Source organism: Pseudomonas sp. RIT288 (genome assembly GCF_000631985.1).
GTDB lineage: Bacteria > Pseudomonadota > Gammaproteobacteria > Pseudomonadales > Pseudomonadaceae > Aquipseudomonas.
Genome location: NZ_JFYN01000005.1, coordinates 245,553 through 258,901, shown reverse-complemented (window position 1 = coordinate 258,901; position 13,349 = coordinate 245,553). Strand labels below are relative to the sequence as shown.

The 13,349-nt window shown below is 58.8% G+C and carries 10 protein-coding genes and 2 pseudogenes; 5 read left to right on the top strand and 7 right to left on the bottom strand.

The genetic code is table 11. The features are described 5' to 3' along the window. Window positions 1-18: 18 nt before the first annotated feature. Entirely contained in the window at window positions 19-1,392 is a 1,374-nt protein-coding gene (locus tag BW33_RS07090; RefSeq protein ID WP_047597983.1) for a DUF1329 domain-containing protein, read from the top strand. 195 nt (window positions 1,393-1,587) lie between these two features. On the opposite strand, the pseudogene BW33_RS30410 reads toward BW33_RS07090, so the two are convergent. Beyond that, window positions 1,588-2,184 (bottom strand): annotated as a pseudogene (locus BW33_RS30410) (methyl-accepting chemotaxis protein); the annotation flags it as partial. A 261-nt stretch (window positions 2,185-2,445) separates the two neighbouring features. Beyond that, window positions 2,446-3,474 (bottom strand): annotated as a pseudogene (locus BW33_RS30405) (methyl-accepting chemotaxis protein); the annotation flags it as partial. Between the two features lie 288 nt (window positions 3,475-3,762). Between BW33_RS30405 and BW33_RS07080 the strand changes: the two are divergent. After that, window positions 3,763-4,434 carry a histidine phosphatase family protein gene (locus BW33_RS07080; RefSeq protein WP_047597980.1) on the top strand — a complete coding sequence of 224 codons (672 nt, stop codon included), beginning with the start codon at window positions 3,763-3,765 and terminating at the stop codon, window positions 4,432-4,434. Window positions 4,435-4,511: 77 nt separating this feature from the next. Here the strand turns inward: BW33_RS07080 and BW33_RS07075 are convergent, their stop codons facing one another. Together BW33_RS07075 and rimJ are read right to left on the bottom strand one after the other, a co-directional pair. Then, window positions 4,512-5,990 (bottom strand): ArnT family glycosyltransferase, encoded by a 1,479-nt coding sequence (locus tag BW33_RS07075; RefSeq protein ID WP_081794183.1) that lies wholly within the window; start codon window positions 5,988-5,990, stop codon window positions 4,512-4,514. 30 nt (window positions 5,991-6,020) lie between these two features. After that, window positions 6,021-6,608, bottom strand: a complete 588-nt coding sequence (gene rimJ / locus BW33_RS07070; RefSeq protein WP_047597977.1) for a ribosomal protein S5-alanine N-acetyltransferase — start codon at window positions 6,606-6,608, stop codon at window positions 6,021-6,023. Between the two features lie 142 nt (window positions 6,609-6,750). Between rimJ and BW33_RS07065 the strand changes: the two genes are divergently transcribed. After that, window positions 6,751-7,323: a GNAT family N-acetyltransferase gene (locus tag BW33_RS07065; protein ID WP_047597976.1), complete on the top strand. Its 573-nt coding sequence runs from the start codon at window positions 6,751-6,753 to the stop codon at window positions 7,321-7,323. Window positions 7,324-7,461: 138 nt separating this feature from the next. On the opposite strand, the gene BW33_RS07060 is transcribed toward BW33_RS07065, so the two are convergent. Continuing rightward, window positions 7,462-8,385 (bottom strand): hypothetical protein, encoded by a 924-nt coding sequence (locus tag BW33_RS07060; RefSeq protein ID WP_047597975.1) that lies wholly within the window; start codon window positions 8,383-8,385, stop codon window positions 7,462-7,464. 217 nt (window positions 8,386-8,602) lie between these two features. Here BW33_RS07060 and BW33_RS07055 point away from each other — a divergent pair, with 217 nt between their 5' ends. Continuing rightward, on the top strand, window positions 8,603-9,655 hold the full coding sequence (locus BW33_RS07055; RefSeq protein ID WP_047597974.1) for a DMT family transporter: 1,053 nt from the start codon (window positions 8,603-8,605) through the stop codon (window positions 9,653-9,655). A 277-nt stretch (window positions 9,656-9,932) separates the two neighbouring features. Here BW33_RS07055 and BW33_RS07050 read toward each other — a convergent pair whose 3' ends face one another. After that, window positions 9,933-10,703, bottom strand: a complete 771-nt coding sequence (locus tag BW33_RS07050) for a hypothetical protein (RefSeq protein ID WP_047597973.1) — start codon at window positions 10,701-10,703, stop codon at window positions 9,933-9,935. Beyond that, entirely contained in the window at window positions 10,703-11,614 is a 912-nt protein-coding gene (locus BW33_RS07045; protein ID WP_052032690.1) for a TIR domain-containing protein, read from the bottom strand. Before BW33_RS07045 ends, BW33_RS07050 begins: the two co-directional genes overlap by 1 nt. A gap of 393 nt (window positions 11,615-12,007) precedes the next feature. On the opposite strand from BW33_RS07045, the gene BW33_RS07040 reads away from it, so the two are divergent. Continuing rightward, window positions 12,008-13,318 carry a TRAFs-binding domain-containing protein gene (locus BW33_RS07040; protein ID WP_236645202.1) on the top strand — a complete coding sequence of 437 codons (1,311 nt, stop codon included), beginning with the start codon at window positions 12,008-12,010 and terminating at the stop codon, window positions 13,316-13,318. The last annotated feature ends 31 nt before the right edge of the window (window positions 13,319-13,349 follow it).

Genomic DNA, 13,349 nt, shown 5'->3' with positions numbered 1-13,349 from the left:
CCCTCTCGGAGATCGATCATGTTTTACGCATCACGACTCAGCAAAACCATGCTGGCGCTGGTTCTGGGCCTGAGCGCCGGCAGTGCACTCGGCGCCATCACCCCGCAACAAGCCGAACAACTGAAAACCACCCTCACGCCCCTGGGCGCCGAGCGTGCCGGCAACGCCGCCGGCACCATTCCGGCCTGGACCGGCGGCATCACCCAGGCGCCGGCCGGTTACAAACCTGGACAACATCACCCGGATCCATACGCCGCGGACAAGCCGCTGTTCACCATCACCAAGGCCAATCTCGACCAGTACAAGGCCCACCTCAGCCCCGGTCAGATCGCGTTGTTCACCAGCTACCCCGACACGTTCCAGATGCCGGTCTATCCGTCGCGCCGCTCGGGCTCGGCGCCGCAGTGGCTGTATGACAACACTCTGAAGAACGCGACCTCGGCCAAACTGCTGGAGGGTGGCAGCGGATTCGCCGATGCCTACGGCGGTGTACCGTTCCCGGTGCCCAAGGACGGCATCGAGGTGCTGTGGAACCACATCACCCGTTATCGCGGGATCTACGTGGTGCGTCGTGCTTCCGAAGCACCGGTGCAGCGCAACGGCAGCTTTGCACTCGTCACCTCGCAGCAGGAAGCACTGTTCAACTTCTACCGTCCGGGCGGGCAGTACGCTGACCTGAAAAACATCCTGTTCTACTACCTCGCCTTCGTGAAAAGTCCGGCGCGACTGGCCGGTGGTGCGGCGCTGGTGCACGAGATGCTCGATCAGCTCAAGGACCCGCGTCAGGCCTGGGTCTACGACGCCGGCCAACGCCGCGTGCGCCGCGCGCCGAACCTGGCGTATGACACGCCGATCGCCTCATCCGATGGCCTGCGCACTGCCGATGACACCGACCTGTTCAACGGCGCGCCGGACCGCTACGACTGGAAGCTCAAGGGCAAACAGGAAATCTACATCCCCTACAACAACTACAAGGTCGGCAGCCCCGACGTGAAGTACGCACAACTGCTGACCCCGGGCCACCTCAACCCGCAATTCACTCGCTATGAGCTGCACCGCGTGTGGGTGGTCGAAGGCAATCTGAAGCCGGGCGCGCGACATGTCTATTCCAAGCGCGTGTTGTTTCTCGACGAGGACAGCTGGGGCGCGGCGCTGGTCGACCAATATGATGGGCGAGGGGAGTTGTGGCGGGTGTCGATGGCCTACCTGAAAAACTTCTACGACCTGCCCACCACCTGGAGCGCACTGGACGTGTTCCACGACTTGCAGGCACGACGTTACTACGTGCAGAACCTCGACAACGAAGAAGCCTCCACCGTGGACTTCTCGCAACCGGTACCGGAAGACGCGTATTTCATGCCGTCGGCGTTGCGCCAACGCGGGACACGCTAGAGGCGTATGACAACCTCTGCAGGAGCTGCCGCAGGGCGGGTTGTCTGCGACGTGAAGGGGGCTGGGCTGACGCCATCGCGAGCAGGCTCACTCCTGCAAGGGATTGGCGTTGTTCACATGATCCGTGATCAACGCCGTACCTGTAGGAGCGAGCCTGCTCGCGAATCGATCTTTCGTTCAGCGCAGAGGTGAAGATCAGACGCGGAAGTGGCTGACCATCTGCTGCAACTGACCACCCAGGCGCGCCAGTTCAACGCTGGACGCTGCGGTTTCATCACTCGCCGCCGCCGTCTGTTCCGACACGTCGCGCACGTTGATGATGCTGCGGCTGATTTCTTCGGCCACGGCGCTTTGCTGCTCGGCAGCGGCGGCGATCTGCTGGTTCATCGACTGGATGTTCGACACCGTGCGGGTGATGTTTTCCAGCGAGTCGCCAGCCTTGCGGGTCAGGGCCACGCTGCTGTCGGTCAGGGCGCGGCTGTTGTTCATCACGGCAGCCACTTGTTGGGTGCCGTTCTGCAGACCGGCGACCAGACCTTCGATTTCTTCGGTGGATTTCTGTGTGCGCTGGGCCAGGCCACGGACTTCGTCGGCGACCACGGCAAACCCACGGCCGGCTTCACCGGCACGCGCGGCTTCAATCGCTGCGTTGAGTGCCAGCAGGTTGGTCTGTTCGGCCACGGCCTTGATCACGTCCATGACGCTGCCGATCTTGTCGCTTTCCTGTTGCAGCACGCTCATGGCTTCGGTAGAACGCACCACTTCGCTGGCCAGACGCTCGATCTGCGCGATCGCTTCGTTGACCACTTTGTCGCCTTCACGGGCCTCGCCGTCAGCGGCGGCAGCGGCTTGCGAGGCTTCTTCGGCGTTGCGCGCGACTTCCTGCACAGTCGCGGTCATCTCGTGCATGGCGGTGGCCACCTGATCGGTCTCGACCTTCTGGCTGTTGACACCGGCGCTGGTCTGCTCGGTCACGGCCGAGAGTTCTTCGGCGGCGCTGGCGATCTGGGTGACGCCGTCGCGGATGCCGCTGATCAGGTCGCGCAGGGTCACGCCCATGCGGGCGATGCCTTGTTGCAGCACGCCGAGTTCGTCGCGGCGGGTGACGGTGACGTTCTGGGTCAGGTCACCGCTGGCAATGCGCTCGACCACGGCCAGGGTTTCCTGCAACGGACGGGTGATCTGACGGGTGATGATCACCGCGGCAATCACACCGACCAACAGCGCCAGCAGGGTGCTGATCAGCTGGAAGGTACGGGCCTGGGCGCTTTCGATGTCGCGACGGTCGAGCTGGATCTGGTACAGCTGCTCGCTGGTGTTGACGATCGCGGTGCCCTGATCGGTCATCTCTTTACGCGCCTGCACCGCTTCGCTGTTGGCGTTCTTGTACGCCTGCAACGCGCTGCGGTAGTTGGTCAGAGCGGTTTCCAGCTGACGCAGGGCGTCTTGCTGGGTGGCGGCGAAATGCACGTTCAGTTGCTTGAGGCTGGCAATCGCCGCGTCCAGTTGGCCAACGGCTTTCTGCTCGGTTTCGGCGTTGGTGGAGGCGGTGTAGCCGCGCACTTCATAGCGCGCCAGGATGAACGCTTCCTTGGCCTGGGTGATGGCCTGGAACTGCTCGAAGCGCTGCTCGCTCATGTCCATTTGCTGCACACGCTTGCTGATCGTTTCGATCAGGTTGTAAGCGGTGTCGGCGTTGCTGCCCATCACGTCGCGGGCACTGTTGCCGGTGCGGTAGGCGTTGCGCATCTTGTTCAGCGAAGTCTGGTATTCGGCGATGGTCGCGGCCTGCTGCTTGAGCAGCTTGACGTTTTCCGGGCTCTTGAACTTGTTGATCAGCGCCTGTTGTTGCGCGGCGAAGCTTTCGAGGGTGGTTTGTACATTCTGCGCGGCGGTTTCGTCGCCGTTGGTCAGCATGTACTGCAGGCGCACCACGCGCAGCTTGGTCAGACCGGCGTTGAGCTGGGTGATGTCGCTCATCCAGTTGCTGCGGTCAATCAGGCCACCGAGGCTGGTCCATCCCGTCAGGGCCAGTACGCAGGTCAGGGCCAGGACCAGGCCGAAGCCCAGACCCAATTTCATGTTCACGCTGATGTTGCCGAACCAGCTATTCATCACAATTCCTCCAGGAACGTAGAGCTACTTGATCGTCGGTGAGGCTGGAAGATTGTTGTTTTTCTGAGCCAGCAAGGGTGTTAGCAGGTCTGTATCGGCCGCAAACACGAGAGCTGAAAGGTTTTTGTCCGACGGAATTTGTAACAAGGGCACTTCAAGACTTTTTTCACATGCGTTTCACTCGTCACTTACGCCCGCTTCTCTACCCTCGCCGCATCGAATTGACTGTGATGGATGCCGGCGAGGCGGCCCGATGTGGAATTGAGACTGAGTCTGTTCGGCGTCAAACGCTCGATTTCCCTGAGCGGACTGGCCCGCTATCGCAATACCTGGGTCGTGCTCGGCGCCTTGTTATTGGTGATTCCGCTGACCTTGTGGCTGCTCGCCCCGGCGGCGGTGCCGGACCTGGCCCATGGCAATGTGTCCGGAGCCCGGGCGCTGGCGGCCGGATGGGCCAAGGGCGACATGATTGTGCTGGTGCGTCACGTCGAGCGCTGCGATCACTCGCCGGCGCCGTGCCTGAGTGGCGAAGACGGCATCACCGACCGCTCACGCAGTGTTGCGGTCGGTGTCGGTGCGCAGTTCGAGCATCTGGGCCTGAATAACGCCGATATCTACAACAGCCCGATGCTGCGCACCGTGCAGACCGCCGGTTATATGTTCAACCGCGCGGCCAGCGGCGAAGACTGGCTTATCAGCTGCAAGGGCCACATCCTGCAGGAAGCGCTGGCGCACAAGCTTGCGGGGCGCAACCTGATCCTGGTGACCCACAGCGAGTGCATGGCGGAGCTGGAAAAGGACTTGAACGCACCGGTTTCTGACCCTGGCTACGGTTCCTCACTGTTTGTGTCTGCCGCAAACAAAGCGGATCCGCGGGTGCTTGGCTTCATCGAAGCCTCCGATTGGCACTCAGTGAGTACTCGGTGAACTGAAGTTTGCAAAGCGTCAGCCCAAACAAAACCCGCCAGTGACGGCGGGTTTTTTATTGTCTGGCGCGAAGGACGTCAGTAGCCGACGAAGTAGTACGCCTGGCGCCCGACCATCATGGTCTTGAGCACTCTGAGCGGCGCGACCGGTTCATTGTCTGCCGAGATCACCGCGACGTTCGAGGGTGAAGCGCTGAGGAAGTCGTGCAGTTGTGCGTCGGTGTCCAGGCCCTTGAGCACGCTTTGGGTGTAGAACACGCTGGCGCCACCGACCCGTTCATTGGCCTGGAACAGCGCCACCTGCTGACCGTTGGCTTGCAGGGTCTGAATATGTTGGGTCAACGGCAGGAACGACAGCTCCTTGTCGGCGTTGGGCAGTGCCCACTGGGCCGCGCCGAGGTAGCTGACGATCACCACCGTGAGCAACCCTGCGGCAAGCGTCTGACGATGACGGGCGACTTTTCCGATGAAGCGGTCGGCGGTTTCATGCGCCCGCAAGCGCTCGAACAACACGCGCGCGTACTCAGCGGCGATCACGGCAGCGGCCGGGGTCATCGACATCAGGTACACCGTGCGTTTGCTCGAGGCCAGGGTCAGCATGATGAACTGCGCGACGATCCACAGGCTGAAAAACAACAGGTAACGGTTGGCCTTCAATTCTTTACGGAAATGCCACAAGCCCAGGTACACCAGAATGTTCCACGGCAGGAACGCTTCCGGCAGTTTGGCGAGGTAGTAATAGAACGGCTCGTAATGCCCGGCCTCGACGAACGAGCCGCTGAAGCGCCCGACGCTGTTGGTCAGTAGCACTTCAGCGACGGCGTGCGAGCCACCGCGCTGATAGAGCACGGCGAGCCAGATCAGCAACGGAATCAGACCTACAACCGTTAGCAGGCCGGGACGCAGCCAGGCGCCGAACTTCAGGCGTTTGTCGATCAGGTTATCGGCCAGCAGGTAGGCGAAAATCACCACCCCCGGCATCGCCAGTCCGAGCACGCCCTTGCTCAACGTGGCGACGGCGATCCCGGCGATAAACAGCAGCGAGTTACCCGCGCTCGGTGCGCGTTGCGCCTGAAAGAATGCCAGCAGCGCCGTGGTCACGCCGAGCGCCAGCAGCGCATCCTCACCGACCCCGCGCACGTTGCTCCAGTAACTGGCCATGGTCGCCAGCAGAATCCCCGCCGTCCAGGCAACCGCTTTCGGGCGGCCGAAGCGGCGCAGCATGCCGTACAGCAGCATCACGCTGAGCAACCCGGCAACCGCGGATGCCAGCCGCACCGCCCACGGCGAAACGCCGAACACGCGCATGGCGCCGGCGTCCAGCCACAGGCTCAGCGGTGGTTTTTCCAGAAACGGTTCGCCGAACAGACGCGGCGTCACCCAGTCATCGTCCAGATGCATCTCCATGGCGATCCCGGCGACCCGGGCCTCGGTGGAGCCTTGCAACTGGTGGTTACCCAAAGCGAAAAAAAACAGCAGGGCGGCGAGTAGAAACAGTGAAGTGGCGGCACGCGGCATGGACTTCAGGCAACCGGAAAGGGCAGGAGCCTTGAGCATACTTCGCCAATGCTTAACAAATTGTGAAACTCAAGCCAGTTGTCGTGACCAACGCTTCTCCGGCGTTTCGAACAACGGATTGACCAGCGCCGTCAGCACATGGTCCTGCCAGCGGCCGGCGATGTTCAGGTAGGCCTTGGCGTAGCCCTCGCGCTCGAAACCCAGGCGCTCCAGCAAGCGCGCACTGCGCTCGTTGCCGGGCATGTAGTTGGCCATGATCCGGTGCAGGTTCTGCGTATCGAACATGTAGCCGATGCCAGCCTCCAGGCCTTCCTGCATCAGGCCCTGACCCTGATGCGCGTGGTCAATGTGATAACCCAGATAACACGCCTGAAATGCGCCGCGAATGATCCCGCTGAAATTGCACGCGCCGATCATCTGTTGGCCATCCGGCGTCAGCAGGGCGAAATGCATCGCCAGTCCGGCCTCGTAGGCACTGGCCTGGACTTCAAGCCGACGGCGAATCTGTTCGCTGGAAAAATATTCGGTGGTGCGGATCGGCGACCATGGCGCGAGATGGCGCTGGTTGTGTGCATAGAAGTCACTTTCCAGCTCGGCCTGTTCCGGGGCGAGGATGGCGAGCGTCAGGCGTTGGCAGGGCAGGCTCAGCAGTGACATCGGGGGCTCCGGTGGGCAGGGTCGAGAGACAGGATTGATCATGGGGCGGAAAAAAACAAACCGCGCTGGCGTCCTGTAAATTTCTTTGGTTGAGTGCACAGGGTTATCGACTGCGGCATTTCTGGGGTTGGAGGAACAAGCAATGGAATTTGCATTGACGGTAAATGGGTTGGCACTGTGTGTTCGGGCGCCGGACCCAGCGCTGGTCGCTCCGGTGCGGGAGGCGCTGAACGCCAGTTACCGCGAGCATGCGCCTTTTCTAGAGTGGGCGGTTGAACACACCAGTGAGGAGCGGGCGCTGTCGTCCATGCTGCAAGCGCGGGATGACTTCACCAGCGAGACCGGTGAGCGGCGCTTATTCATCGTGACTGAAGACGGACAAGCCGTCGTTGGCTGCATCGGCCTGGTGCCGCGTCGACGCAAGCGCTATGTCGTCGGTTATTGGGCCAACAGCGCGTTTGCCGGCAAGGGCTACATGCGCGAAGTTATCCAGCAACTGGTCAGGCGCCTGCCTGAGTTCACCTTTTACCTGACCACATCCTCGGCCAACAGCCGCAGTCAGCGTCTGGCTGAAGCGGCGGGGTTTGCGCTGATCAGGGTTCACCCACAGACGCGGCAATCGCAGCAGCACGGCGTGCAGGACACCTGGGTGTATCGCTTCGGCAGCAAACGCCAGGCAAAAAAAAGCCCGCGGGAGAGCGCGGGCGAACCGTAGTTTCTTGAATGAGCGAGCGGACTGTACCGCGTTGATCGAAGCGGGGCAGTGAAGAAAAATTCATCTCGGCAGCGAGCGCTCTGCAACGGCTCAGGGCAGGTGATCCGCGGCGAAATCGGCATGACGAGCCAGGTCATTTCAGAACTCGGAGACCTTGTCCTCGCGCAAAATCCAGCCGGCTTCACCTGCCACCAACTTGTACTGAACCTGACGCATCTTTCCCGTACGCCCGGCGCCAGCGTCGGCACTGTCATACACCGGGAAGCGTTGCACCAACGTGTTTTCCACCACCGCAAACGAGTCCTCGCCCTGATAACCCTCGGCGGTTTTCGGGTTGTCGCTGACGGGAGGCAGGTAGATTGCGCTCAGGGATTTCTTGTTGTTGGCTGAATAGGCGATCAGTTCGCCCGGCATGCCGCGCCCGGGCGAGCGGGTGAAAACGTAGAGTTCGGGGGAGCCGTCGTTATTGATGTCGGCGACTTCGGCGCGCACCACATCACCCGTCAGCGCCTGGCTGATAACCGTGTTGTCGATCTCCAGCCCCTTGGGAGCGATGCGCAGCGTCGGTTTGCCATCGACCTGCTCGGTGCTGACGTGAAAGGCGATGCCGTGCAATTCCAGCGTCTGATCGAATGGCTGTTGCCGGCTGATGGCATCGCCATTGACCAGCCTCAGCGACAGCTCATAGTTGGCCACTTCATTACGCCGTGCGGCGTTGCGCATGAGGTAGACCTGAACCGTGTACTCGCCATCGCTGGGCAATGTGCCGAGGAAGTGATTGCCCATGATCGAGCCGTTGAACAGCGCGTAATCGGCACCCTTGGCGAGGATGTTGAAGTAAGCGGAGGTGTTGGACGGTTTGAAGTCGACGGTCAGTATCTGGCCGGCCTTGGCGTTGAATCTGTACTGCGCGGTCTGGTCACCCTTGATCGACTGTTTGCGCTGGGCGCTGTCGGCGCTGGCAGTGAACGCAATCGGTTCGGCGTGCACAGTGGGGGCGTCGGCCGCATGGACGGACAAGGAAATCAGCGCGGCCAGCGCTACGGCGATCCAACTCTTCATCTTCAACTCCATTGCATCTCGATGTTCGCAGCATAGAGCCTGCTTCGAGCGACCGCCCAGAGATTGCGCGGATAAAATGTTGCTGGATTTGAGCACGTGCCAGAGGTGATGTTCCCTGAGACGAATCAGCTGTTCACATAATTCTCACCTGATTTTTGCCATGATCGTTGCCATGATAGGTGCCGGTATTCCATCGGCCCGAGCGAGTGTTTCCGGCATGAATATGAGCGTTCTCTACGCATTGATTGCGGCGGCGCTGTTTGGCGCCAGTACACCCCTCGCCAAACTGCTGGGGATACAGATTTCGCCAATTCTGCTGGCCGGGCTGCTCTATCTCGGTAGCGGTCTGGGCTTGACCATCCTGCGTTTTGCCCGCGATCGTGGCTGGAAGCCTTCCGGTCTCGGCACCGGTGAATGGCCATGGCTGCTCGGTGCCATCGGCTTCGGCGGAGTGCTGGCGCCGGTGGCGCTGATGTTCGGTCTGACCCGAACGTCCGGCGCGAGCGCGTCACTGATGCTCAACCTCGAATCAGTGCTCACGGCGCTGCTGGCGTGGGTGGTGTTCAAGGAAAATGCCGACCGACGAATCGTGATCGGCATGCTCGCCATCGTCGCCGGTGGCGTCGTGCTGTCCTGGCCACAAGAGGCCATCTCGGCGCAAGACTGGACCGGCCCATTGGCCGTGGCCTTCGCCTGCTTTTGCTGGGCCATCGACAATAACCTGACCCGTAAAGTCTCTGCCTCGGACGCACTGTTCATCGCCGGCAGCAAAGGCCTCATGGCCGGTCTGGTCAACTGCACATTGGCCCTGTTCATCGGCACCCAACTACCCGCCGCCACCTCGCTGGCGCCGATCATGCTGGTCGGCTTTCTCGGCTACGGCGTCAGCCTGGTAATGTTCGTCCTCGCCCTGCGCGGCCTCGGCAGCGCACGCACCGGCGCCTACTTTTCCACCGCACCGTTTCTGGGCGCAGGCATCTCGATTCTGCTGCTCGGCGAGTCGATATCGCTGATGTTCCTGCTCGCAGCGGCGTTAATGGCCGTGGGGGTATGGATTCATCTGATGGAAAACCATGTTCATGAACATCAGCACGAACCGCTTGAGCATGATCATCGGCATACACACGATGAGCATCACCAACATACACATGGGTTTGAGTGGGATGGGGTGGAGCCGCATAGCCATCGGCATGTGCACACGCCGATACGGCATAGGCATGCGCATTTTCCGGATGTGCATCATCGGCATGGGCATTGGAAGCAGGAATGAAACGCCAGATGCGACAAAGCCCGCACTGGGCGGGCTTTGTCGTCGAGAGTTGGTGGGCCGGGGTAACTTGAATCAAAAAGCTATCTTATTGATTTTTGTGCTTAATTTCTGTTTTTATTTTTATATGGAATACCAATTGGAATACCTTGCGAACTTACACCCTAATTTAACTTCTGCGAGACACTCGAGCTTGGATCACTCTGGCCCCTATTGAGAGTGCGGCTGGCGTCTGCGATGCCAGCCGTTGGGCGGTAAGCATGTCCTGTTGCTCGTGGTGTTAGGAGCCTGCTACCACCTTGAATCCCTCGACGTTGTGTTTCAAAGACTTGAGTGGCTCAAATCGTAAGGTACCCCCTTTTTCTGACGGCCACGCGTCATACAACGTCTTGGCAACGTTAACCTGGTTGGTTCCGTCGCTCAACTTCGATGCCTCCCACACGCATGTTCCGACTGCTTTCGGCTGCTGGTTCGGAGGAAGGCCTACCATCGTCACTAGAGCTTGGCTCATTGACAGGCCCGCTCCGATATCCAATGGTGGCAAATCCAACTGTTCGCGAATGAGGTCGTTAACAATATTTCTAGTGGTTTTGACGCAGTTTGCTGCAACGTTATAAGCGTCTTTCACGGATTGGACGCGGTTGTCTGTGTCGACCTTGAAAAGGATCAACACACCGTCACCTAGATATTCTGTTACGTGGCCGTTTTTGAAAAGCGCCGTCTGAGCGAGCGCAGGAAGCAAGGCAGAGGTTTCATAGTAAATACGCTGAAAGCCGCTTTTTACCTTTGTACCGCTTAGATGAGTCTTGAGCCTTGCTGAGGATTTGCGCATGTCGACCACCAGCGCCACAAACTCATCTACTTTTGGATTTCCCGGTTCAACAAAGGGGTGGCCAGGTATCGCGCTGTCGGCGGCGTAGGATTCCATCCCCATGCTTTCGAACATCTCGTTTGCTCTGATGAGGTGCCCGACCTTTTCCCAACCTTGTATCGCGGCTTTCAGTCCTTCGCGCGCGGCGATTTCAACCAGAGATAACTCAGAGTGGTTCATTAGATAAGCGCTCCGAAATGATCCTTAGCGTGTTGCCACAATTGGAGCTGCTCAGATGGTGTGCTTGAGATTTGTTTCGAATACTTCACCACCATCATCCCGCTGAGATCGCTTGGAAGCTTGAGGTCACACCCCTCCTGAGTCATCAATAGGGTGCGTTTGCGCCCAAGCCGACCCATGAAAAGGCCGAGTTCAAACAGAACGTTATCTCGCGGGCTAGGCTTTCGAGAGTCCCTTGATTCGGTGACGTCATCGCCCTGAGCAATGGCAATAGCGAAGTCCGCAGTTTCTAGCTCAGCCTCTAGATCATCCAGCGGATAGCTTGACGCCCGGAATGTCTCGATCGGCCAAGGGCAAAATTCAAATTCATCATGGCGACTGAAGAAGCGTATGCCTGTAAGCGCGATACTCATCGCTTCGGTGGAAGAAATCACAAATATCCGGTGCTTACGGCCTGGCGTGGCGATTCGATCATTTCTACGTTCCAGCCGAGCCGCCAAATCAAAAGCTAGTGCCTTACTCGCGGCAGGAAAGGTATCGATAAATGACACAAAATCTTCCCGTGCCACTTTCAGCGCCACCACACTGGTGTTTGCGATGACTGTGGCCGTCCTCAGAACGACTTGAATGGCTGCGATCTCACCGACGCAATTACCAGCGCGAAAGCTTTCATTCAATATGTGCTTACCCTTTAGAATCCTGACGTCGCCTGAGAGCAAAAAATATACGTCGCTCGAAGCTTCACCATAAGTGATGAGGTGGGTGTCTGGCTCAAACTCGATGAGCTCACCCTTGCTTAGTAGGAAGCCTGCACGCTCGCTGTCTTCCTGTACCAATTCCTGGCGCTTTAGCAGTCGTAGCGCTTCTGGCTGGCCGCTGGAGCCTTTGAGTCTATCCAACATCTTTTCCATCTCCTGGGATCCAAGCGTCAGGCTAAATAGTCTCGCACGTGATGGCTTTCTGCAATCATGATGGCGTGTTACTGTCTGGCGGAGCTTTGATTCCGCATCGCGTGGGTAGTGACGGTCCTCGAACGTCCCGCCGGGCAATAGAACGATGTCAGCGCAATTACCCCCCCTATTTATTCGGCCTAGTCGAGAAATGCCGTTCAAGCGGTGAGGGCAGAGAGTAAGGTGGCCGGTGCCAGCACCATTTAGCTAAGGGATTCAGGACAGTAATTGTCATGACGCTCCGGCGTGGCAGTGGATCGGGAGGCGGCATTTTGATATCTATGGATCCTACTCTCAGCCCGGCTGATAGCGCTTAATGCTTTTCGCAGGTATTTGCACGTTTTCGACAAGGTGGTGGCAAGCAGTCTGCGAGCCTGCCTGGGACTTTTTGCTGGCAAGGGACGATTATTAATGAAGGTATGCTTTGTCGTGATGGGTTTCGGCAAGAAAACCGAATATGAAACCGGCCGCACGCTTGATCTGAATGCCACTTACGAGACCATTATCGAGCCTGCCGTCACTGCTCAAGGCTTGAGATGTATCAGGGCCGATGAAATCACGCAGTCTGGGTTCATCGACGTGAAAATGTACGAGATGCTCCTTAGGGCCGATCTGGTCATAGCCGACATTTCTACTGGAAACGTAAATGCCGTTTATGAGCTGGGCGTGCGGCACGCACTCAGGCCCAACTCAACCATCATCATGAATGAGGATCAGGGCAAGCTGTACTTTGACCTGAACCATGTCAGCACATTTCGGTACCAGCACTTCGGAGACGATATTCTGGCGCGAGAAGCCAAAAGGGCAGTTAAGGATCTTGGGGAACTCATTGACGCTGTAATGGCTGCCCAAGCCGTGGACAGCCCCGTTTACACATTTCTCCCCAAGCTCCTATCGCCAAGAATGTCCGATGAAGAATACGAAGAGTTGCTGGGGGAAGCCGAGGAAGCACAACAGCGCTTTTCACGTCATATGCGTGAAGGTGAGAAGTTCATGCGCCAAAGCAGACACGATCTAGCGAGCCAGGAGTTCGCGGCAGCCAGGGACATGAAGCCTGGCGAACCTGACATTCTGCAGAAACTGGCATTAACCACGTACAAGGCAAAGCTCCCCGATGAGACTTCGGCATTGCGCGCCGGGCTTGAAATCATCCGCTCGCTGGATCCTGAGGCCTCGAACGACCCCGAGACTGTGGGCGTGGCCGGTGCGATCACCAAGCGACTTTGGTTGCGTGAAGGCGACCGTGAGTCGCTCGATGCAGCGATCCAGTTTTATCGACGCGGATTTGAGGTGAAACGCGACTATTACAATGGTGAAAACCTAGCGCTGTGCTTCGAGTTTCGTGCCCAGGTTCAGGCAGAACACTCTGAAAAGGTGTTCGACTTCATGTGCGCCCATAAAATTCGCCAGATGATTGTGAAGTCACTGCTGCCCCTATTGGACTCCTCGGACTTCTTCGATCGCCCAGACAAGCGTTGGATCTACGCTACGTTAGCCAATTGCTATTTCGCTATCGAAAATCCGACCGAAGCCGGGGCGTTCGAGCACAAGTTTTTGGGCGCAGCCGATGCACAGTGGGAAATCGAAACCTATATGGCCGGCAAGGATGAGCTGTTCGCCATCAGGCCAGAGCGGCTGGCAACGCTCTCTCCTGCAGAAAAGTGAGCCCGCTGGTGCGCGAGTGCTCGCGCGTTGC

Bases quoted from the DNA above. Each gene is read 5' to 3' on its own strand.
- BW33_RS07090 (WP_047597983.1), top strand. From the start codon at position 19: ATGTTTTACGCATCACGACTCAGCAAAACCATGCTGGCGCTGGTTCTG.
- BW33_RS07075 (WP_081794183.1), bottom strand. From the start codon at position 5,990: ATGCTCAAGGCTCCTGCCCTTTCCGGTTGCCTGAAGTCCATGCCGCGT.
- rimJ (WP_047597977.1), bottom strand. From the start codon at position 6,608: ATGTCACTGCTGAGCCTGCCCTGCCAACGCCTGACGCTCGCCATCCTC.
- BW33_RS07065 (WP_047597976.1), top strand. From the start codon at position 6,751: ATGGAATTTGCATTGACGGTAAATGGGTTGGCACTGTGTGTTCGGGCG.
- BW33_RS07060 (WP_047597975.1), bottom strand. From the start codon at position 8,385: ATGAAGAGTTGGATCGCCGTAGCGCTGGCCGCGCTGATTTCCTTGTCC.
- BW33_RS07055 (WP_047597974.1), top strand. From the start codon at position 8,603: ATGAATATGAGCGTTCTCTACGCATTGATTGCGGCGGCGCTGTTTGGC.
- BW33_RS07050 (WP_047597973.1), bottom strand. From the start codon at position 10,703: ATGAACCACTCTGAGTTATCTCTGGTTGAAATCGCCGCGCGCGAAGGA.
- BW33_RS07045 (WP_052032690.1), bottom strand. From the start codon at position 11,614: ATGGAAAAGATGTTGGATAGACTCAAAGGCTCCAGCGGCCAGCCAGAA.